General features: G+C 59.0%; 12 protein-coding genes. 4 read left to right on the top strand and 8 right to left on the bottom strand.

Annotated elements, in window-relative coordinates; translation table 11 throughout:
- Positions 1-24: 24 nt before the first annotated feature.
- Positions 25-3,882, top strand: coding sequence for a hypothetical protein (locus tag GIW28_RS07005; protein WP_236447600.1), 3,858 nt, complete (start codon positions 25-27; stop codon positions 3,880-3,882).
- Between the two features lie 58 nt (positions 3,883-3,940).
- On the opposite strand, the gene efeO (GIW28_RS07000) is transcribed toward GIW28_RS07005, so the two are convergent.
- From efeO (GIW28_RS07000) to efeU, 4 genes are read right to left on the bottom strand one after another with little or no spacing between them, the layout of a single operon-like run.
- Positions 3,941-4,759: an iron uptake system protein EfeO gene (gene efeO / locus GIW28_RS07000; RefSeq protein ID WP_017135535.1), complete on the bottom strand. Its 819-nt coding sequence runs from the start codon at positions 4,757-4,759 to the stop codon at positions 3,941-3,943.
- A gap of 25 nt (positions 4,760-4,784) precedes the next feature.
- A complete protein-coding gene (gene efeB / locus GIW28_RS06995) occupies positions 4,785-6,089 on the bottom strand; it encodes an iron uptake transporter deferrochelatase/peroxidase subunit (RefSeq protein WP_017135536.1) in 1,305 nt (434 codons plus the stop codon).
- Positions 6,090-6,103: 14 nt separating this feature from the next.
- On the bottom strand, positions 6,104-7,306 hold the full coding sequence (efeO, locus tag GIW28_RS06990) for an iron uptake system protein EfeO (protein ID WP_176992256.1): 1,203 nt from the start codon (positions 7,304-7,306) through the stop codon (positions 6,104-6,106).
- A gap of 10 nt (positions 7,307-7,316) precedes the next feature.
- Positions 7,317-8,162 (bottom strand): iron uptake transporter permease EfeU, encoded by an 846-nt coding sequence (gene efeU, locus GIW28_RS06985; protein ID WP_099549836.1) that lies wholly within the window; start codon positions 8,160-8,162, stop codon positions 7,317-7,319.
- 167 nt (positions 8,163-8,329) lie between these two features.
- Here efeU and GIW28_RS06980 point away from each other — a divergent pair, with 167 nt between their 5' ends.
- Entirely contained in the window at positions 8,330-9,349 is a 1,020-nt protein-coding gene (locus GIW28_RS06980) for an AraC family transcriptional regulator (RefSeq protein ID WP_017135539.1), read from the top strand.
- Between the two features lie 131 nt (positions 9,350-9,480).
- Positions 9,481-12,906 carry a hypothetical protein gene (locus GIW28_RS06975; RefSeq protein WP_236448018.1) on the top strand — a complete coding sequence of 1,142 codons (3,426 nt, stop codon included), beginning with the start codon at positions 9,481-9,483 and terminating at the stop codon, positions 12,904-12,906.
- Between the two features lie 216 nt (positions 12,907-13,122).
- Here GIW28_RS06975 and GIW28_RS06970 read toward each other — a convergent pair whose 3' ends face one another.
- The 4 genes from GIW28_RS06970 to GIW28_RS06955 all read right to left on the bottom strand — a co-directional run bounded on the left by GIW28_RS06970 (position 13,123) and on the right by GIW28_RS06955 (position 20,430).
- A complete protein-coding gene (locus GIW28_RS06970; protein WP_099549834.1) occupies positions 13,123-14,538 on the bottom strand; it encodes an efflux transporter outer membrane subunit in 1,416 nt (471 codons plus the stop codon).
- Positions 14,535-17,714: an efflux RND transporter permease subunit gene (locus GIW28_RS06965; protein ID WP_017135542.1), complete on the bottom strand. Its 3,180-nt coding sequence runs from the start codon at positions 17,712-17,714 to the stop codon at positions 14,535-14,537. The genes GIW28_RS06970 and GIW28_RS06965 overlap by 4 nt, the downstream gene beginning before the upstream one ends.
- A 15-nt stretch (positions 17,715-17,729) precedes the next feature.
- Complete coding sequence (gene mexE, locus GIW28_RS06960; RefSeq protein ID WP_026013568.1) at positions 17,730-18,971, bottom strand: multidrug efflux RND transporter periplasmic adaptor subunit MexE; 1,242 nt, start codon at positions 18,969-18,971, stop codon at positions 17,730-17,732.
- A gap of 244 nt (positions 18,972-19,215) precedes the next feature.
- The gene (locus tag GIW28_RS06955; protein WP_236447797.1) at positions 19,216-20,430 is read right to left on the bottom strand and encodes an MFS transporter; all 1,215 of its coding nucleotides are present in this window, start codon (positions 20,428-20,430) and stop codon (positions 19,216-19,218) included.
- 114 nt (positions 20,431-20,544) lie between these two features.
- Here GIW28_RS06955 and GIW28_RS06950 point away from each other — a divergent pair, with 114 nt between their 5' ends.
- Positions 20,545-21,456 carry a LysR family transcriptional regulator gene (locus GIW28_RS06950; RefSeq protein WP_236447798.1) on the top strand — a complete coding sequence of 304 codons (912 nt, stop codon included), beginning with the start codon at positions 20,545-20,547 and terminating at the stop codon, positions 21,454-21,456.
- Positions 21,457-21,495 lie beyond the last annotated feature (39 nt).

The raw sequence follows: 21,495 nt of genomic DNA, 5'->3' as shown, positions 1-21,495 counted from the left end.
CCAACCGGTAGAGAGAATTTTTGAATGTCGACAAGTCTTGCCAAGGGTAGCGTTACAGTTGTCAGTCATCCCCACCTGTCTCAGATGCAGCTCCCCACGGGGCCTGCTGTAAAGCCTGCAACGCCTGACCCCGCTGTTTTGCCAATGATTGAAAACGGGCCGCCTGCAGGCGCACCCCGCCCGGTACGCGGACAGCTGACGCAATTCAAGTTTGAACCCGCATCGATACGCAAGACGCGCGAGGTTGCGTCTGAAAGTGACGCGCACGCCCCCGACGCTGAGCGCAAAACAGCGGTTTATCCCGCATTGGCGCAAGCAAAAAAAGCCGACAGCAGCCTGCAGAAAACCCTCACTCATCTGCTGACTACCCACAAACTGAACGCCGACCCGTTTCCACCAGGTGCCTCGATAAGGCCCTTCATTGATGCCTACACTGAGGCGGTGAACGAGCCACAGGTGCAGGCCTGGCTCACATCCAAAGGCCTGGATCTATCAACTGCGCTTGTTTTCAGCGACAGGGTCGAAGGCACAGTGGTGGTTGACGGCAAAACAGTCGCGCGAACCTTCACGACCACCGACGGCTCCGGCTGGTGGGAGGTCAGCGCGAAAGTGAGTGCGGCAGTGAAGCAGTTGAAGCCGAGTGATATGGGTGTATTGCTGCCGGGCCAGCACACGGTCAAATTTCGCGATTTTAATGCGGTGCTTGAATTCTACGGTGTGGAATATCCGGCCCCTCAAATAGATGCAAAGGCGCTTGGGAAACGCCTGAAAAAACACGGCTGGCCGCCGATATCCGACCAGCATCGCGACCAGTGGCGCCGGCAGTATGAGCAGCTCATGCAGCACAACAGTGACATTGATGTGCGAACGCACCTCACCTCTCAGTTGCGAGGGTTGGTCAAGGACCGTGGGGAGGGTGATACGCCCACTCTGAGCGCGCAGTACGCCACCGTTTATCCTGAATCGACGCTGGCACACAAAAGTCATGCGCCCCGTGAACGTTTTGTTGAGTGGCTGGGCAGGCCGGCGTTCAAGGCTTTCATCGAGAGGTCCGGTCTGGGTGGTGCTGAGAGCGTTTACAGGATATCCAATGGAAGCCTTGAGATACGTGACTCGGCCAATCAATGGATCAGTGTTCAAGTCATTCTTGACCAAGAGATCTACAACGTTTCGATAGGTGGCAGCCCGGCCGAAAAAGCCGCTATCCACGCGCTCAATAACGACCTCCATCAACTGGTAGAGATGAGCAAGGCGACCGGGAATGCCCTGTACTCCCAGGCCGTTTATGACGTGCGGCAAGTACTGGCGTTTTCCGGGCTGGGAAGCCCCGAAACGGTTACGCAGATCAATTCGGCCATCAGTTGGCTGACCGCCAAGCTGCCACCCGCGCCAACGCAGGGTGACTATGCCCGTTTGTCACCTTATACATGGGCCCCTGGCGCGCTGTCGCCCGCTGACCTGAACGTGTTGAAGGCAGCGTCCAGCGGGCCTGGCTCGGTGTCCGAACTGTTCGCCAGCCATATGGCCCGGACAAATTTGCCCCGCGACCCTGACCTGCAACTGCAGCAGTTTTTCGACTCGCACGAGGCGATCATCAAGGCTCAGGCATTGGCGCAGCAGTTGAATATGGCTGAGGTTACCGGCGGCAAACAGCTGTCAAAGGCTACCCGCCATCAACTCCTGGCGGCCACCATCAAGGCCAGCGTCAATGCACAGATGCCTGGCAAGCCTGGGATGGTTGCGGGCTACGACATTTATCAGCCCAACAACCTTGGTCGTACCTTGGACGAAGTACGTGCTGACATTGAAGGCTTATTGAGAAAAAAGGGTGCCGACGTCAATACCGCGCCCTTGATCGCCCATATGTTGTTGGCACAGGCGGCCCCCGAGTTTCTGATCAAACCGGATCCTGGGTTATCGCCACAGGCACCTGAGGCGCTCAAGCTGTCTCCTGGCCAAGTCAGCGTGGGCTCGACCGCTTGGATGAGCCTGCGCCTGGGTTGCGCCATGGCGGAAAAACTCAGTGGGGCAGGCAGTTCGCGCGCATTGAACATCTCGGAGGCGCAAGCCCTTACCCGACTCGAACCCATGGGGCCGGAGCACGAGACGCTGATCAAATGCCTGGGGGCTGCGCCTCTGTTGGATTGGGCGGTGATGGCCGGTGTGTTTCCCAAAACCAGCGATGGGACTTATTCCGCAGGGGATTATCGGGCGGCCGCGCAAGCGTTTGCTGACCGCCAGAGCAGTACTGTCGCGGCCTTCCAGAGCCTGACAAGTGAGCCACCTTCGCAGACGAGCCTATTGATTGATCAATTGGTTCTGTTGTTTCCCGAAATGACGCGGGATGAGATCGCCAAGATCAAGTTGACGCTGGTGACCGACAAACCGTATGACGCCAGAAACGAGGGCCACCTGGAAACACGTACCCCGTTGTTGACCGAGTTGATCCTTGCCGGAGAACCTGAGGAGGACCCTTTTTTCGTGGCTCAGCAGTGGGTGAATACGCGACTTTTTGGCGAGAAGAAATACGCATTCACGCACCCCACTATCTCCCAGGAAACCTTTGAAGAAAGAATCAAGAAGCTTCCACGTATCAAGCCGCTGGTAGCTCCGGCAGTGGACCAATACCTGGCCGACAGTCGTCGCGCACAGGAAACGGTGATCAAACTGATGATCGCCAATGCACCGCTGGATGTACGCACAGGGTTGGAGTCCGGCGATGTGGAGATTTTCACGTTGCGTGAGGAAACCGGGGAATCCCTGGCCCAGGATCAGGGGAGCGACTCGAAGGTGGTCGAAAAGAGGGCCAAGCAGGGTGTGTTGTTGCGCTACAAAAACAAGGGGCCAGAGGGAGGTTATACCTGTCTCGAAATGTTCCCGGGGTCCATGAAAGTGTGCAAGCGTAACTTGCTGTTCTCTACGCTAAAGTTGGACGGTGTGATTGAAGAGGGGACGGTCCCGTATGGTCCTTTTGCCAATGTACCGGCGGACTATCGCAAGGCAACACAAGTAGATTTTGACCTTCAGGCCTATCAGACAGGCAGCGAGCTGCGTCCCGGCGTGCGAACCAAGGCCATTATCGAAAAGTTTGGAGAGACGTTGCCGGGGCAGAGTTCGTCGAGGTGGGCCAGCAGCACGCCAGGTGCTGTGCCTAACAGTTGGGCGTCGAAAAAAACCAACGATATAGCCAGGGCCATCGTCAACGCTACGTTCGATGTGAAGCGCGAGACGCTGTTGGAATACGCCAACGCGCCGACAACGCTACAGAGAAGACGCAGTTATCCGTTTGATTCCGGAAAGGTCTTTACCCGTGAAAACCTCAGGATGGTATTAAGCCTGATCCCATTTGTGGGGGCGATTGCCGATATCGCCGACGGCAACATTGGCGCAGGCCTGAAGGGGCTGGTGATCGACTTTACTTCCTTTGCGTTTACCGGTGGGTTACGTGGCTTTTTCAGTGGGTTCAAAACGGTTGTGCCGTTCGGCAGTCGTGCGTTTACGATGACCGCGCTGAAGGGCGGATCGAAAACGTTGCGCGGTTTGTTCAACCCGCTGGACGGGGTTTTTGATGTGTTCAGGATTGGCCCCAAAGCCCTGGGGGCGGCCAGGCAGGTGCTCAGAGGCGAATTGGTTTGTGTGGGGCCAGGCTTTTTTCTGACGACCACCGCCTTTGAGAAATGCCGTTGGGGGCTTGGGGCGTATGACGCGTTAGCCCCACGGCAGGCGAGCGGCGCTTACCCAGGAAGCCAGCTGGGCGTGAGTCGAAGTTGCCCGACATATGCGGTACAAATAGACACTAAATGGTATGCGATTGATCCGGTAACGCAGATACCCACTGGAGCGCCAATTGAAGACTTCAAGCCCGACGCACCGGTGAACTAAGCACCAATAGGCCCCGAGCCGTGCCTTGCGGTATGAATGCATGGCTCGGGGCTTTTAATCAGTTCAGACCCAACTTGCCGCGCAAGGTCGACAGGTCCTCAGCCAAGGTGTTGACCGGGCCCACCAGGGCCTTGCGGTCGGTTTCCTTGACCTTGTCGTAGGTCTCATAACCGCCGTCCTTGGTTTTGTACTTGGCCAGGATCTTGTCCACGGCGGCAAAGTTCTTGTCGACTTTGGCCAGGAAGACTTTGTCCTGCTTCTCGATCTGGCCACGGAACAGGTCGACGATTTTCTTCGCGCCGTCGATGTTGCCCTGGAAGTCATACAGATCGGTGTGGCTGTAACGGTCTTCTTCACCGGAGATCTTGGTGGCAGCCACTTCTTCCAACAGTGCTGCTGCGCCGCCGACGACTTTTTCCGGCGGGAAGGTCAGGCCATCCACGCGGGTTTTGAGGTCGTTGACGTCGGTGTTGAGTTTGGCGGTCAGCGCTTCCAGACCTTTGGTGGTCTTTTCGGAGAACAGCACGTATTCGATGCGGTGGAAACCGGTGAAGTCTTCAGCGGTCACGCCTTTCTCGTGGTCGTCAACACGCGAGTCGATCGAAGCGTCGAGGTCGCTGAACAGCTCGGCGATCGGCTCGATGGACTCATAGTGCACGCGGGTCGGTGCGTAGAGCTTCTGCGCAGTGGCCAGGTCGCCTTTGTTGATGGCATCGGTGAACGCCTTGGTCTGGGTGACCAATTCGCCGATTTCTTCGGTGACGTAGATCTTGTAGTCCGACACCGGGCCTACCAGGTCCAGAGGCGCGGTGGCGGCGAAGGCTGCCAACGGTGAAAGGGTCATTAGCAACGACAACGCGATAGTCGACTTCTTCATGGGGCTTTTCCGCTCTGGGTTTGTTTTAGGTCTTGGCAGTGGTTTGAGAGTGCGTTGCAGCGAGCAGCGTGCGGCCAAGGAAGTCCTTAGGCCCCGTCACCCCAGGCAAGGTGAAGAAGTACCCGCCGCCAACCGGCTTGAGGTATTCCTCCAGGGGCTCGCCGTTGAGCCGGGTTTGCACACTGATAAAGCCTTTCTCCAGGTCAGCCTGGTAGCAGATGAACAACAGCCCCATGTCCAGCTGACCGTTTTTGTTGACGCCGTTGGAGTAGTTGAACGGCCGACGCAGGATCAGGTTGGCCTGTGTCTGCGGGGTGCGCGGGTTGGCCAGGCGGATGTGCGCATCGAGCTTGGTCAACTTGCCTTGCGGGTCTTTGCTGTAGTCAGGTACTTGGGTTTCTTTGTCGCCATCCATGGGCGCGCCAGTCGGTTTGATACGGCCGATGATGCTTTCCTGTTCCTGCAGCGGCGTGCGGTCCCAACGCTCGACGAAGTTGCGGATGATGCGCACGGCCTGGTAGCTGCCGTGGGCGGCCCACGCCGGTTCGTCGCTGCCGGGCTGCACCCAGACGATCTGGTCCATCGCCTTGGCATCGTTGGAGTTCGGGTTGGCCGAGCCGTCACGGAAACCGAGGAAGTTGCGTGCGCTCTGCGCCGGTTCACCGGGTTTGGCCGGTGCCTGGGGCGGTACGCTGCCTTCCTGTTTCCAGCGCACCAGCAGCAGGTCGGGCAGGTTCTTCACGATGTCGCGCAGGGCGTGGATGTTGGTGTCCGGGGTGTTCGAGCTGAATTGCAGGCTCAGGTCGCCGTGACACTGCGCGGGTTCCAGCGCATCGTTGGGGAAGCCGACCATGCGGCTCAGGCGCTTGGGTTTGGCTGCCGCCAGGCCGAAGCGCTCATCGAACAGCGATTCGCCGACCGAGACGGTGATGGTCAGGTTATCCGGCGTGACCACCGGGCCGAGGATCCCGGAGTCGGTGGGCGGCAGTTTCGGGTCGACTTGCGGCACGGTGCCGCCGGTCATCAGAAACGCAATGCGCTCATTCAAGGTGCGGAACAGGCGCTCCAGGTCTTCGCGATCGCTGGCCAGCACGTCGAAGGCGACGAGCATGCCGCAGGCCGGGCGCGGGGTGACGATGCCGGTCTGGTGCTGGCCGAAAAAGTCGTGGTGGTCCTGGGTCTTGTCACTGCGTGGTGCGGTGGTGACTTGCTCGGCTGCGGCGGCCATGGCCGGGCAGGTCAGGGTGCTGCCGGCAATCGCGGCACCGGTGGCGGCCATGCCCAACAGGACGCGGCGACGTTGCGCGGAAAACTGTTCTGAATCACTCATCTATTAGGTCGTCTTCACTGCAGGCCGGAAAGGCCAAGGGCGGGGTCGATTCCATCGAGTGCAACGGCCAGAGCCTTGGCCTTGTCGGCGATCTGCTTGCGCTGATCGGCCGTGACACTGTCGTAGCGGCTGTACTGGCCGTCGACTTTAAAACTGTTGAGTTGGGCATCGAAGGCATCGAGCGCGCTGTCGATTTTTGGCAACAGGTCCGCCGCCGATTTGGTCAGCAATGGGCGCATCAGGTCGACCACCTTGCGGGCGGCCACCAGGTTGGCGGCAAAACCGTTCAAGTCGATATGGCTGTAGCGTTCCTCTTCACCGCTGGCGGCACGCACATCCGCCAGGCTGTTGAGGTTGCGCACCACAATGCTGACCAGTTGTTCCGGCGGCAGTGATTGCGCAAGCAGCTGTTGCTTGAGGGTGGTGACGTCAGTGACCAGGCGCTCGGCGATCGGGCCGAGGCCATCGAGGCTGCGCTGCTGGAACAGGCTGTATTCGAGGCGGTGGAAGCCGCTGAACGCAGGGTCTTGCTCGCGTTTTTCGAAGTAATCGGCGCGGGCGTTGATCGCGTTGTCCAGCTCGGCCAGACGTTGCGCGGCGGGAGCCAGGCGCTGATACGCTTCACGTGCCGGCACATACAGCGCTTGCGCCTGGGCCAGGTCACCGGCGGCAATGGCTTGCTGCATCGCGGTCACGGCCTTGACCAGTGCACTGCCTTGGCCGCTCAGGTACACCCGGAACTCCGACAGCGGGCCGATAAAGGCCACCATCGACGGTTTGGCCTTGGCCTGGGCATTGGACTCGGCGGTCGGGGTCACATGCAGCGTGCCGCGCGGGTTGCTCAGCAAGCCGCAGGTGATCGCATAGTCGCCGGGCAACAGGTTGGCGTTGATCACCTGGCTTAGGCCCGGCGCGATATTTTCGCGTTCTTCAATCACCAGCACGCCGTCGAGGATTTCCCATTCCACCGCGCGGTCGGAGCGGTTGATGATGCGAAAACTCGCGCGCCCGGCGGGCACGCTGATTTCATTCGGCTCGCAAGCGTGAGCGTGAATCGTCACGGCGATTTCATTGTGGTTGGTCTGACGCTTGGCGGCAGCCAATTGCGCGGCGTAATAAAACAGCGCACCGGCGGCGATCATCACCACCACCGAGCCGGCCACTGCCCAGCGCAGGGCGCGCGACGGCGGTGCCGGTTGAAGGGTTGGGTTGGACAAGAGACGGTCCTTAATGGCTGGAAACGGAAGAAGGTTTGGCGACAGGCTTGGCAGGGGCCGAGGGCAGGAAGAACATCACCAGCGCCACTACCAGATAAATTAGATAGGCACCCAGGGTGCTCACGGTCGGCGCTTCCTGGTAGCCGAACATCCCGGCGAGCACCGAACCCAACGGGCTGTCCATCGGCAGCACGGCGCTGAAGTCGAACAACACGGTTTGCAGGTGGTTCCACACCCCGGCTTCATGCAGCGCCTGCACCGAGTTGGCAAGAATGCCGGCGGCCACCACCAGGATGAACAGGCCGGTCCAGCGGAAAAACGCGCCGAGGTTCAGGCGCATGCTGCCGGTGTAGATCAGGAAGCCGACGATAATCGCCAGGATCAAGCCGAGCAGGGCGCCAATCGGGGCGCCCGGACCTTCGCTTTGCTGGAACACGGCGAGCAGGAAGAACACGGTTTCCAGACCTTCACGGGCCACGGCAAAGAACACCATGGCGATCAGCGCGATGACTTGGTGCTTGGAGCCGGCCAGTGCATGATCCAGGGATTCGTGCAGGGAATGCTTGATGGAGCGCGCCACCTTGCGCATCCAGAACACCATGGAGCTGAGGATGCCGACGGCTACCAGGCCGACGATACCTTCGAACAATTCCTGTTGTTTCTGCGGGAACTCCGCACTGACCAGTTCCAGGCCGCCACCAACCAGCAGGGCCAACGCAGCGGCCAGGAACACGCCGATCCACACGGCGGGCATCCATTGGCCACGGCCGGTCTGTTGCAGGTAACTGGCAATAATGCCAACGATCAATGCGGCTTCAATGCCTTCGCGCAGCATGATTAGAAAGGGAACGAGCATTCGGCACCGCATCAAGGCTGGATAGGATGCTAATTTGTAACATAATGATACTCATTACTAAACAGCCAATATTGACCTTTGCTGAACTGCGGCTGAACGGTGGTGGCGAATCGCAACCGCCCTTATGATGCATCCCATCTTTTGCAGCATTGAATAGCCCGATTCCCATGGCGGAAAAAGACACCATCTCTATCCATCTTGTGCGCGAAGCCTTGCTGCAGAGCTGCGCGCCCGGCACGGCCACGGTTGAAGCCTTGAGCAAGGTCGGGATAGACCCGGCGCTGCTCGAGCAGCCCGACGCTCGCGTGCCCGCCACGGCCTACGCACGCCTGTGGCGCTTGCTGGCGCGGCGCATGGACGATGAGTTTTTTGGCATGGACCCGCGCCAACTCAAGTCTGGCAGCCTGGCGTTCCTGTGCCGCGCCGCGATGGCGCAACCGAGCCTGGATGCCGGCCTGGAAACCGGCCTGGGTTTTTTGTCGCTGATGTTCGAGCAGATGCCTGCACAGCTGGTGCGCCAACAGAGCCTGGCAGAAATCGTCTTGCTCGAACCCGAACCCAAACGCGCGTTTACCTATTTCACCTATTGGATGATCGTCCACGGCGTGGCCTGTTGGCTGGCGGGTCGGCGGATTCCGATACTCGCCATTGAGCTGCGTTGCCCGCAGCCGCAATTCTGTGATGACTACCGCGTGATGTTCTCCGACAACCTGCGCTTTGATCGGCCACGCACGCGCATGATCTTTTCTGCCGACTGTCTCGACCTGCCGATCAAGCGTAGCCCGGAAGAACTCAAGCGGTTCCTGGCGCATGCGCCGGCCAACATACTGGTCAAGTACCGCGACCCGGCGAGCCTGGCCAATCGCATCAAAAATGATCTGCGCCATATGCCTGCCAATACCTGGCCCGAAACCGAAGGCTTGGCGGCCAACCTGTGTATATCGGCGTCAACCTTGCGTCGCCGCCTGGCAGATGAAGGGCAGACTTATCAGGGGCTCAAGGATAGCGTGCGCAAGGAACTGGCGATTGTCTGGCTTGCCGAGGCCGATATCAGTTTTGTTGAAATTGCCGTGCGCCTTGGTTTTGCTGATGTCAGCTCATTCTACAAAGCCTTCCGCAAATGGTCCGGCTCAAACCCAGGGCACTACCGCAGCCTGATTCTGAGTGACGCGTTGCCGTCTTTGTGACGCAGGCTCATGCGTTGATTAGCAGGAGGTAATGTGTACATACACTTGCTGCACTGCGCTTCAGAATAAGCCGATCCGTTTCGAAGGGGCGGCTCTCAGATTATTAGGCTCCTTTCTCTGGAGTACGTCTAATGAGCTTATCCCGTGTTGATACAGGCAACAGTGCGCTCTCACACCAATCAAATCCGTCACCCGGTGAGCTGAACCTGGCGACGTCAACCGGCCAAACGGACAAGCTGGCGGTTGCCGTTAAACCAACCGCTGAAGCTGACGCTGAACTGGCCACCCTGCTGAGTAGCGGGCACCAAGACGATTGGCGCTTTCAAGATTTGTCGCCAGAGACGTCGATTGGCAAATGGATGGGCCACTTTGTTGACGCGTGGAACGCGCCGTCCCTGCAGGCTTGGGTAAGGGCGCAAAATTTCGTGATGCCTAGGTTTCACATAGTGGGGTCCACCCTGACGGTACAAGCGCAAGATACCGGTAAAATCACTACATTTACCCCGTCTGATGGCAGCGGTTGGTGGCCGATCGGACGGCAGGTGATTGCCAGTGCTGCCATGCTTGATCCGCAAGCAAATGGCCTGAGCAACCCCGGAACCAGGCTTTTGCCCGCTGAGATTGCGGCGTTCTACGGCGTTCGCTGGCCCATCAACAGTACCGATGCCGACGCTCTCAAAGCCACCGGTTTTCCGGTAAAGCCTGTTGAGGAAGACCCCCTGCGGTCGCCTGAAATGCGCAAGCTGGCAGAGCGTGAGTTCATGGATGTAGAAAATGAAAGCGCATTGATAAATACGCTGCTCAGTAAGCTCAAGGACAAACCAGACAACGAGGACATCGACCTCAGAGCGATTTCCCAGGACATTGCACCGGGGTCGTCACTTGGGATTGCCAATCGCTCGGGGCTCAGAATAGTGAAGCGCTTGATGCGCGATCCTCTGATGGCACCCATCTTGAGCGCAAACCGCACAGGCGTGAATGCCCAGGTTCGGCTGGAGAATGGGCAGTTTATGGTCAGCGCCAACGGCACATCTGGACCGTGGCGCAACGTGACGGAGCAAGTTCTGGCCCATCCCACGCTCGCGCAACTGCTCGACAGTGCCATTCAGCAATCGGAAGCAACTGGAAAAATAATCAGATCACATTCAATCGGCGATGTATGGCAATTGCTGCGCTATGCAACGTCGAGCGAATTACCGGCCGTCATGACTGCCAGCGACTTGCGCAACATTGTGAATTGGAAACTCAACCCGCTACCACCAGAACCACCACTTGGCAGCTATGCCCGTAATTTTCTGGAAGATCAGCAATCACCTGATTCCCTGACCGAGGGGCAACGTATCAGAGTCCGCCGCTCAGCACCCGGCAACAACATACCCCCACAGTTGACACTGCTTGATTGCTCACCCAAACCCTGGGCAGGCCAGAGCCCGGTATCCATCCGCCAGAATGCCGACGAACTCATTAGCCAAGCGTTGACTCAAGGTGCAGGACTGAGGCGCTGTGAGCCCATTCTTGCTGCACTTAAAGACGACGGGGCAGAGGTGCGCGGGAAGGCTTCGCCAAGCTATCGCAAACAGCTGATCCTTACCCGTGATCTGCTGATCATAGATCCAACGCTGGGTACGCAGCGCAATCATATCGGCGGCTACAACCTGTACTCGGCATCAAACGCAGGAAAAACCCTGTTCGAGGTGCGTACTGAGCTTGAACAACACCTGGCCAGAGAAAAACAACTGCCCCTCGAGCAAGCCATACTGGTCACGCATGCATTGTTGTCGACCGTCGCCCCCGAGTTTCTGGTGAAGGGCGCGGATACTGTACGTGTGGGGACGTTGCCACTGGTCATCCTGCGCGTCCACACGGCACTGGCGGAAATGGCATCTCAAGGCAGTTCGCGGCTGATGAGTGTAGAACAACTTGGCTCTCGTGCCTTACTGAGGCCGGTCTCGCCTGAACACGAACAATTGGAAGCAATGCACTGTGCCGGACCGATATACGATTGGGCCTTGGCCCAGGGGGTCGTGACCGAGGAGGATGATTACTCACCCACAGCGCTGAATGCCGCGGCAATTGCTTACAACAAGCGCGTGGAGGACAGTGGGCTAGTGGCCGCCAGCCTTGATAAGGCCAGCTCATTACTTAAAGCCCGCACGCATGTAGGTGAACAGGAATTGGAGCGTGTTTGCCCTGGCCAGAGTGAGTTCTTTAGTAAAAGGACGGTACTGTTCAAGCCCAGTTCTTCAGTTGTTAACGCTGTACCCTTGAGCAACATTGCGAACTCAGCCATCAACGCGTGGAAACCTGATACCACTGTCCTTGGGCTTGCAGCGGGGCCTTGTTCAATCAAGGATTTATACTTGTCAGGCGAGTTGACGGCTGAAAATATAAACACGAAAGAATGGAACTTTATCAACCCTTTAGATAAAACCGCGTTCGAGTCATTGAAGAATCAACTTGTAAAGTTGAAGCCGATCGAAAGCGTGTTTCTATTGCCCGTCGTGCAGGGCATTACAAGCTTGGCAACCTATCAGGGCATTGCCACGAAAATGCTGATGAGCGAATTGCCTGTTGAAGACAGGCGAAGGTTAGAGTCTGGCGAAGTCACCGTCTATGGCGCTTCGACTCAAGAGGGCGACCTCAATCAAGAAGAGGCTCAGCAAAAAATCGGGCCTGTTCTATTTCTCAGAGATGCGTCGGGCGCCAAGTGTTATGAGTTTCTCCCCGGCACTAACCGCTACGCAGAACGCCCGGAACTGGTCGACGCCATGACGTTTATGAGTGATTCGGGTACCGATTCCTTCGGGAAAATCATGCGCCGGCGCCTAAGCCCGACACTGCCGGTTGATATTGAGGTCGTCGCGCACTTTCCCGCGCCGTCTAAGCGTCAGGACGCATCAGCGGGCTTGCCCAATACCTATTCATCGACACGAACAGCTGAAGTTCTTAGAGCCCTGCAACTGGAAAATTTGCTCGTCGACCCCTTGCTGCTGATGAAGCAAGCTGCAGGCACGACGTATAACGAAGCCGTTCAGCAGCGTTTGGATGCCATCGATAATTTCGTCATCAATACCCTGATTCCGTTCAAAGGCAATATCGAAGAGCTCGCCTCAGGCGATCGCCGTCGTGTTGCCGTGGGCGCTATTGGGCTGGGCATGGAAATTGTAGGTGCTCTGTTTGTGGCCGCCAGTGCCGTCAGTGCGGTCGCCAAGGCAGGGGCGATAGCTGCCAAGTTAGCCGTTGTGGGTAAAGCAGTGCTGTCGATGTTTAATCTACCGGGGGCAGTGGCAGGCACGGCGAAATCCTTGTTTCGTCTCACCGCAATGGGCGTCAGAAGCGTGGGGGTGAACGTCCCTAAATCATTAGGGAAAGGACTCTCTGATTTCAGAAAACTGGTGTGTGGTAGCAAAAAAACCGCGACATTAATCAGGCTATCGCCACGCGAGCGTACGGGCAAAGAAGTCACTAACTTAGTGGGAAACATCGGATTGCCAAATACGGTTAACGGCACGATAGATTTTGCCCAGCAATCACCGCCCAAGGCGTCTGAAGGCTGAATCGTTTCTAAAACGTAACCACTGTTGTTTCGAGCAGGGATGCTCATCTCTCGCTGGTTTGACCCCGACTCTGCGCGCGCCCCGACAACTGTCGCCCTCCTGCACGACCGAGCTGAAAGCCTCACCTCAAATCATCAGCAAAAAAAAGCCCCGCGACCGAATGAGCCGCAGGGCTAAAAATTGGCTGGATGCGACCAACCAAAGGAGCTCGTTACATCACTTGCTGCTGGCGACGACCGTGTCCGGCTGCCAGCCACCGCCCAGGGCCTTGTAGATCGCGACGATGCCGCGATACAAGTCCACTTCGGCCTGGGCCTGGGAGTCTTCAGCCGCCAAGCGCTCACGCTGCGCATCGAGCAGCACCAGGAAGTCCACGGTGCCTTCGCGATAACGAATCGCGGCGAGGTCGGCGGCAGCGCGGCTGGATTCACTTTGACGAATCAGCGAGACCAGGCGCTGCTGGCGTTTGCCGTAATCACTGAAGGCATTCTCCGATTCTTCCAACGCCAGCAACACTTGCTGCTCGTAGGTCGCCAGGGCGCCATCGGCTTCGGCATTCGCACCGCGCAACCGTGCACGCACGCTGCCCAGGTCAAAGGCGGCCCAGGTGATGCTAGGGCCAAGGGACCAGGCATTGGCGGCAGCCGAACCGATCTGCGAACCACGCCCGGCGGTAAAGCCGAGGAAGCCGCTGAGGCTGACCCGTGGGAACAGGTCGGCCTTGGCCACGCCGATACGCGCGGTGGCGGCGGCCAGTTTGCGTTCGGCGCTGAGAATGTCCGGGCGACGTTGCAGCAACTGGCCGGGGTCGCCGATCGGCAAGGCCTTGGCAATCGCCGGCAGGTCTTTGGGGCTCAGGTCCACGCTCAGCTTGTCGGGGCGCTGGCCGAGGAGGGTGGCGATGCGGTTACGCTCGCGGACTTGCTCGGCTTGCAGTTGCGGCACGCTGGCTTCAACGGCGGCCAGGCGTGCGTCGGCGCGTTCCACATCGAGCTGATCGCCCACACCGGCATCACGCAGGCTCACGGTAATGGTGCGCGATTCCTGCTGGTTCTTCAGGTTGTCCAGAGCAATGCGTTCACGCAATTGAGCGCCGCGCAGTTGGCCGTAGGCGTCTACCAGTTCGGCAATCATGGTGACTTGCAGTTGGTACAGGTCGGCTTCGGCGACCTGTTGGTCCGCATCGCTGGCTTCCAGGTTGCGGCGGATGCGGCCGAACAAGTCGACTTCCCAGGCCATGTCCAGGCCCAGGTCGTAGCGCTCACTGTTGACGCGTTTCGTGGTCTGGCCCGGGATCTGGCCTTTGCCCACGTCGCTGCTGGCGCGAGAGGTGACGACCGGCATGATGTCGGTGGCCACGTCATCACGGATGGCGCGTGCCGCCCGCAGACGGGCGAACGCCACACGCAGGTCGCGGTTACCGCTCAACGACTGGGTGACCAGTTGGTTGAGGGTCGGGTCCTCGAACTGCTGCCACCAGATGCCTTCGTACTTGGCGTGGTCATAGCTTTTGGTGTCGGCGGCGGCCGTGATATTGGCCGCCTCCAATTTTTCGGTTTTGTAGTCCGGGCCTACGGCACAGGCGCTCAGCGCCAGTACCAGCAAGCTCGGCAAAAATACTTTCACGCTCATTGCTGTGTCTCCAGCTTCAAGGCCTTGGCCGCTTTGCGTGCTTCGCCGCGCTCCACATAACGACGGATCAGGACGTAGAACACTGGGGTCAGCAACAGACCGAAGAAGGTCACCCCGATCATCCCGGAGAACACCGCCACACCCATGGCATGACGCATCTCGGCACCGGCACCGCTGGACAACACCAGGGGCACCACACCCATGATGAAGGCGAACGAGGTCATCAGGATCGGCCGCAGACGCAAGCGGCAAGCTTCCAGTACCGCGGCCAGCGGATCGAGACCTTCCTGCTGTTTATCCTTGGCAAACTCGACGATCAGAATCGCGTTCTTACACGCCAGGCCCACCAATACGATCAGGCCGATCTGGGTGAAGATGTTGTTGTCGCCACCGGAGATAATCACCCCGGTGATGGCCGACAGCAGGGTCATCGGTACGATCAGGATCACCGCCAGTGGCAGGCTCCAGCTTTCGTATTGGGCGGCGAGCACCAGGAACGCCAGCAGTACGCAGAGCGGGAACACGAACAGCGCGGTATTGCCCGAGAGGATTTGCTGATAGGTCAGGTCGGTCCACTCGTAGGTCATGCCGTTGGGCAATTCATCTTTGAGCAGTTTCTCAATCGCCGCCTGAGCCTGGCCGGAGCTGTAGCCCGGTGCGGCGTTGCCGTTGATTTCGGCGGTGATAAAGCCGTTGTAGTGCATCACGCGGTCCGGCCCCGAGGTGTCGCTGACCTTGATAAAGGTCGCCAGAGGGATCATCTCGCCCTTGTTGTTACGCACTTTCAGCTGGCCGATCTGGTCTTCATCCAGGCGGAACTGCTGGTCTGCCTGCACGTTGACCTGGTAAGTACGGCCAAAGCGGTTGAAGTCGTTGGCATACAACGAACCCAGGTAGATCTGCAGGGTGTCGAAGATGTCGCTGATCGCCACGCCATGGGTCTTGGCTTTTTCGCGGTCGATGGCAGCATCGACCTGCGGTACGTTGACCGTGTAGCTGGTGAACAGGCCGAACAATTCAGGCGTGGTACGGCTCTTGGTGATGATGTTCTGCACTTCCTTGTACAGCTCGTCGTAACCCAGGTTGCCACGGTCTTCGATTTGCAGGCGGAACCCGCCGATCGTACCCAGGCCCTGTACCGGCGGCGGTGGGAAGATCGCCATGTAGGCTTCCTCGATGCTGCTGTATTTGCCGTTCAATGCACCGGCAATTGCGCCAGCGGACATGCTCGGGTCTTTACGCTCATCGAAGGGCTTCAAGGTCACGAACACGATGCCGCTGTTCGGGCTGTTGGTGAAGCCGTTGATCGACAGGCCCGGGAAGGCGACGGCGGCTTCCACGCCGGGTTGTTTCAGCGCGATGTCGGACATGCGCTTGATCACGTCTTCGGTACGGTCCAGGCTCGCGGCGTCCGGCAATTGCGCAAAAGCCACCAGGTACTGCTTGTCCTGGGCCGGTACGAAACCGGTTGGCGTGTGGGCAAAGCCCAGCCAGGTCAGGACCATCAGGCCGGCGTACAGGAACAGCGCGATACCACTGCCGCGAATCACCCGGCGTACGGTGCCCACATACCCATGGCTGGCTTTCTCGAAGAAGCGGTTGAATGGGCGGAACAACCAGCCACCCAACAGCTTGTCGAGCACCTTGGAGAAGCGATCCTTCGGCGCGTCATGGCTGCGCAGCAACACGGCGGCCAGGGCAGGGGACAAGGTCAGCGAGTTGAATGCCGAGATCACCGTGGAAATGGCAATGGTCAACGCGAACTGCTTATAGAACTGACCGGTCAAGCCGCTGATAAAGGCCGCTGGAATGAACACCGCACACAGCACCAACGCGGTCGCGATGATCGGGCCGGTTACTTCGCTCATGGCCTTTTCGGTGGCCGGGAACGGTTCGAGTCCCAACTCGATATTTCGCTCGACGTTCTCCACGACCACGATGGCGTCGTCCACCACGATACCGATGGCCAGTACCAGGCCGAACAGCGACAGTGCGTTGAGCGAGAAGCCAAACAAGTGCATCACCGCAAAGGTACCGATCAACGATACCGGCACCGCCACCAATGGAATAATCGAGGCGCGCCAGGTTTGCAGGAACAGGATCACCACCAGCACCACCAGAATCAGTGCTTCGAACAGGGTGTGAACCACCGCCTCGATAGAGCCACGCACGAAGATGGTAGGGTCATAGACGATGCTGAAATCCATGCCTTCCGGGAAGCTCTTTTTCAGCTCCGCCATCTTGGCGCGTACTTCGTTGGAGATCTCGATGGCGTTGGAACCTGGGCGCTGGAAGATCGGGATCGCCACCGCCGGCTGGTTGTTGAGCAACGAGCGCAGCGCATACTGGCTGGAACCCAGCTCTACCCGTGCAATGTCTTTAAGGCGGGTGATTTCACCGTTGGCGCCGGAGCGGATAATGATGTTCTCGAACTCCTCCTCCGTCACCAGGCGGCCCTGAGTGTTCACCGACAACTGGAAGCTGGTGGCATTCGGTGCAGGTTGCGCACCCAGGGCACCGGCGGCCACTTGACGGTTCTGCTCACGAATCGCGTTGACCACATCGGTGGCGGTCAGGTTGCGCGAAGCGGTTTTGTTCGGGTCCAGCCAAACACGCAGGGAGTAGTCGCCCATGCCGAACAACTGCACGTCACCCACACCGCCCAGACGCGCCAACTCATCCTTTACGTTGAGCAAGGCATAGTTGGACAGGTAGAGCATGTCGTAACGCTTGTCCGGCGAGGTCAAGTGCACAACCATGGTCAGGTCAGGGGAAGCCTTGTCGACCGTAATACCGATGCGCGTCACTTCCTCAGGCAGCTTGGGCTGCGTGCGCGTCACACGGTTCTGCACCTGCACCTGCGCGTTATCCAGGTCGGTGCCCAGGGCGAAGGTGATGGTCAGGGTCAGCTTGCCATCGGCAGTCGACTGCGAGGACATGTACAGCATGTTCTCGACGCCGGTAATGGCTTGCTCCAACGGAGCGGCCACGGTTTCACCGATGACTTTGGGGTTGGCGCCCGGGAAGTTGGCACGTACCACCACGGTGGGCGGCACCACTTCCGGGTATTCGCTGATCGGCAGTTGGAACAGCGAGATCGCACCGGCGATCAAAATCAACAGCGACAGCACCGCTGCGAAGATCGGCCGCGAAATGAAGAACTTGGAAAAATTCATCTTGAGTTGTATCCCTTAACCGCGTGGAGTCGCGACGGCTGCGAGCTTGGGCGCGGCTTTATCCGGCGCCACTTGTTCCAGGTTGCTGGCTTCAAGCGCTTGTCGTTGTTGTGCCAAGGCGGCGAGGGTTTCCTTGCTGGCCATCGGGATCGTTTCCGGCGCAACCGGCGAACCCGGACGAATGCGCTGCAAGCCCTTCACGACGATGGTGTCGTCCTTGGTCAAACCGCTGCGCACGATGCGCAGGCCTTCGATCTTCGGCCCCAGTTCCACCGAGCGATAAGCCGGCTTGTCACCGTCCATCACCAGCACGAACTTCTTGCCAAGGTCGGTGCCCACCGCTTCGTCGTTGATCAGCACGGCGGAGTAGGTGCCGCTGCCGACCAACTTCAAGCGGGCATACAGGCCCGGGGTGTATTCGCCCTTGCTGTTATCGAACACGGCGCGACCACGGATGGTGCCAGTGGCCGGGTTGACCTGGTTGTCGACGAAGTTCATCTGGCCCAGGTGCGGGTTGCCGGTTTCGTTGGACAGGCCCAGGTACACAGGAGTGGTCGCGCCACGGCGGCCTTCACGAGCCAGCTCGGTGTATTTGAGGTACACGCGCTCGTCGGCGTCGAAGTAGGCGTAAACCTTGTCGGTAGAGACCACGCTGGTCAGCGGCGTGGTGTCGGCGGTCACCAGGTTGCCGGCGGTGATTTCAGCACGGCTGACGCGGCCACTGATCGGCGAGGTCACGCGGGTGAAACTCAGGTTCAGCTTGGCCAGGTCCAACTGCGCCTGGATCCCGGCGACAGCGGCGCGAGCTTCCTGGGCGGCGGTGGTGCGCGAGTCAGCCAGTTCAGCGGAGATCGCATTGCTCTGACGCAGACGCTCGCCGCGTTGCGCTTCGTTATCGCTGCGGCTGGCGGCGGCTTTGGTTTGTGCGAGCTGGGCTTCGAGGCGGCGCACTTCAGATTGGAACGGGCGCGGGTCGATCTGGAACAGCAGGTCGCCTTTCTTCACCAGCGCGCCTTCGGTGAAGGCCACCTGGTCGATCTGGCCGGACACGCGCGGACGAATCTGCACGGTTTCCGGGGCTTCCAGGCGACCGGTGAATTCATCCCACTCGTTGACCGGCTGTTCCAGCACCTTGGCCACACTGATTTTCGCGGGGGGCATGGCGGCCGCTTGATCCGGGGTCTTACCGCAGGCGCTCATCACCACAACGGCCAAAATCGCCAAGGGGAAGCGCAAGTGTTTGAGTGACTGTTCCATGAGGTGCATCCGCCAATGTATTTGAGATGGGCGGATCATGCGCGGCGAGGTGCTATGTCACGAATCGAATGAAACAAAGGTAACTATCATTCGGAATGATATAAGCGAGAGGCGAGCCCTCTAGGATGGCGTTTTCGTTAGGGAGCTATCAATGGGCGTGATGACAAAGGTGTATTGCGTAGCGTGCAAGGAACGAGGCTCACAACCCGCTGTCGTTGCCTCGCAACAAGATGAATCCACTCCTTCAACCGTCTGACGGTGGCGTCAGGCTGCCACGCTTACTAGCAGTCAGCCCTCCCAAAAAGTACATCAACCCGCCCGCCACAACAAAAACCACCAACATATAAAACATGCTGTACGCCGGCTGCGTAGCCAACACCCACCCACACAACACCGGCCCCAACGCCGCGCCGACATTGCCCAGGTTCTGCGCGGCGTAGTACATGCCGCGCAGGTGATTGGGCGCGATGTTATCGATGAACATGTATTCGGCCGGGAACACGATAATTTCGCCAAGGGTGAAAATCGCCATCGACAGCACCCACATCAGCAGCGTGGTCGACAGCGCAAACCCGCCCAGCCCGACAATAAACAGGCTCAGGCCAGCGGCAAGCCACCGATTCAGGTAGCGCGGGGATATCCGCTTGCCGAGGCTGTATTGCAAACTGATAACTGTCAGGGCATTGGTGGCCACGATCGTGCTGATGATCCGGTAGGTCTCCTGAGGTGTAGTGGTGACGATCAGGTACTGCGAGAGGTAGGCCGTGAACTGGCCGAATACCACGGCACTGAGAAGTCCGCCGAGGGTAAAGCACACCAGGCGGTAATCGCGCAGCAGCAGTGTGGCGACCGCCAGGAACGCTACGGGTGGCTGGTTTGCTTGGGCCGTCTCCAAACGCCTGTCGCCCCACACGAAGTAAATAAACAAGAACCCGGCACCCAGCCCGGCTGACATCAGAAACGGCAGGCTGGCATCCACGGCGGCCAACCCCGCGCCCAGGAACGGCCCGACGGCATAACCGATATTGGTCAGCGTGTATTTGATCGAAAACGCTTCACTGCGCTGATCAACGGGGAGCAGGCTGCCAAACCCGGCTTTTACCGCGATATCAATCACCGCATACGCCAGGTTCACCAACACCAGGCACAGGTAAAACAGCCAGAGCGCAGGCGCGATAGGGGCGCCGAGAAAGCCCAGCGTGAACACACCGCAGAAGAGCAGGATAAGCCGGTAACTGCTCATCCGATCCACCAGAAAGCCGCCATACAGGCTCAGCAGCGAGCCGATGATCAGTGTGCTGCCGATCACCAAGCCGATATCGGCGATGCTCAAGCCAAAGTGGCTCGACAAATAGATGACCAGGTAGGGCAGGGTGATTGCGCGGGCGAGCGTCAGTATCAGCGAGGCGCTCAATAGCAGGTTGAGGGTGGCGGGGTAGTTTTTCAGCGTGGCCAGCATTCGAGCCTCAGAGTCCATTTATCAGAGTACAAGCAGCTTACCTTTGAACCGAGTTCTGATTTAGGATGGTTTTTATCCAGACACAGGAACTCAATTCATGAATAAGGGCTGTGCATGTTTTCTTCAGAGCGCCTGAAGGGCATCGATGTATTCGTCTGTGTCGCGCAGTACGGCAGCTTTACGGCGACCGCCGGGAAAATGAACCTGACCGCCTCGGCCGTGAGTAAAAGCATTGCGCGCCTGGAAGCCCGTCTGGGTGCCCGACTGTTCCAACGCACCACGCGCAGGTTGTCGCTGACCGATGCCGGCGTTGCCTACCTGCGCACCTGCACTGGCGTGTTAGCCGACCTTGAAGAGGCCGAATGGACACTGCAGGCTGAAAACACCGAACTGCGGGGGCGTGTGCGCATTGACCTGCCCGGCGCCTTTGGCCAGGCGCAGGTACTGCCGATCCTGCTGCCGTGGCTGAACACTCATCCATTGCTGACCCCGCACATCTCCTTCTCTGATGGCTTTGTCGAACCGTTCAAGGAAGGCGTGGATATCGTCGTGCGCATAGGCGACGCCCCGGCCTGGCCGGAGACGGTAGGGCACCGATTACTCACCCGAGAGTGGCATGTTTTATGTGCGTCCCCTGCGTATCTCACTCGCCACGGCACGCCACAGTCCGAGCGTGACCTTGAACAGCATCAGTGCATTGCCTACGGCTGGGTCGATGGTCGCGTCAGCCACTGGCAGCACGCCGGCGAACATGGCGCGACACTGCACAGCCACGTGCAGCCGCAACTGGTGATCGGCCATGGCAACGGCCTGAAGATGGCTGCGCTGGCCGGCTGCGGTATTGCACAACTGCCGTCGTGGCTGATTGAGCAACACTTGCAGGACGGGTCGCTGGTGCAAGTCTTGCCGCAATGGGCAAGTGAAGGGATGGGCATCAGTGTCGCCTGGGTCAAAAGCCGCCACGCGTTGCCCAAGGTGCGAGCGGTAGTGGAGGTGCTGGTTGCAGGGTTGGGCGCGGTTGAGTGACACTCATTGATTTTCCGAACAAATTTTCCACAGGATGCG

Source organism: Pseudomonas sp. PA-5-4B, from assembly GCF_021606215.1.
In the GTDB taxonomy this organism is placed as follows: domain Bacteria; phylum Pseudomonadota; class Gammaproteobacteria; order Pseudomonadales; family Pseudomonadaceae; genus Aquipseudomonas; species Aquipseudomonas edaphica.
This window is presented reverse-complemented; position numbering and strand designations above follow the sequence as displayed.

Excerpts from the sequence above, each read along its gene's own strand:
- GIW28_RS06970 (WP_099549834.1), bottom strand. The coding sequence starts at position 14,538 with ATGAGCGTGAAAGTATTTTTGCCGAGCTTGCTGGTACTGGCGCTGAGC.
- GIW28_RS06975 (WP_236448018.1), top strand. The coding sequence starts at position 9,481 with ATGAGCTTATCCCGTGTTGATACAGGCAACAGTGCGCTCTCACACCAA.
- efeO (WP_017135535.1), bottom strand. The coding sequence starts at position 4,759 with ATGAAGAAGTCGACTATCGCGTTGTCGTTGCTAATGACCCTTTCACCG.
- GIW28_RS06965 (WP_017135542.1), bottom strand. The coding sequence starts at position 17,714 with ATGAATTTTTCCAAGTTCTTCATTTCGCGGCCGATCTTCGCAGCGGTG.
- mexE (WP_026013568.1), bottom strand. The coding sequence starts at position 18,971 with ATGGAACAGTCACTCAAACACTTGCGCTTCCCCTTGGCGATTTTGGCC.
- GIW28_RS06950 (WP_236447798.1), top strand. The coding sequence starts at position 20,545 with ATGTTTTCTTCAGAGCGCCTGAAGGGCATCGATGTATTCGTCTGTGTC.
- GIW28_RS07005 (WP_236447600.1), top strand. The coding sequence starts at position 25 with ATGTCGACAAGTCTTGCCAAGGGTAGCGTTACAGTTGTCAGTCATCCC.
- GIW28_RS06980 (WP_017135539.1), top strand. The coding sequence starts at position 8,330 with ATGGCGGAAAAAGACACCATCTCTATCCATCTTGTGCGCGAAGCCTTG.
- efeU (WP_099549836.1), bottom strand. The coding sequence starts at position 8,162 with ATGCTCGTTCCCTTTCTAATCATGCTGCGCGAAGGCATTGAAGCCGCA.
- efeB (WP_017135536.1), bottom strand. The coding sequence starts at position 6,089 with ATGAGTGATTCAGAACAGTTTTCCGCGCAACGTCGCCGCGTCCTGTTG.
- GIW28_RS06955 (WP_236447797.1), bottom strand. The coding sequence starts at position 20,430 with ATGCTGGCCACGCTGAAAAACTACCCCGCCACCCTCAACCTGCTATTG.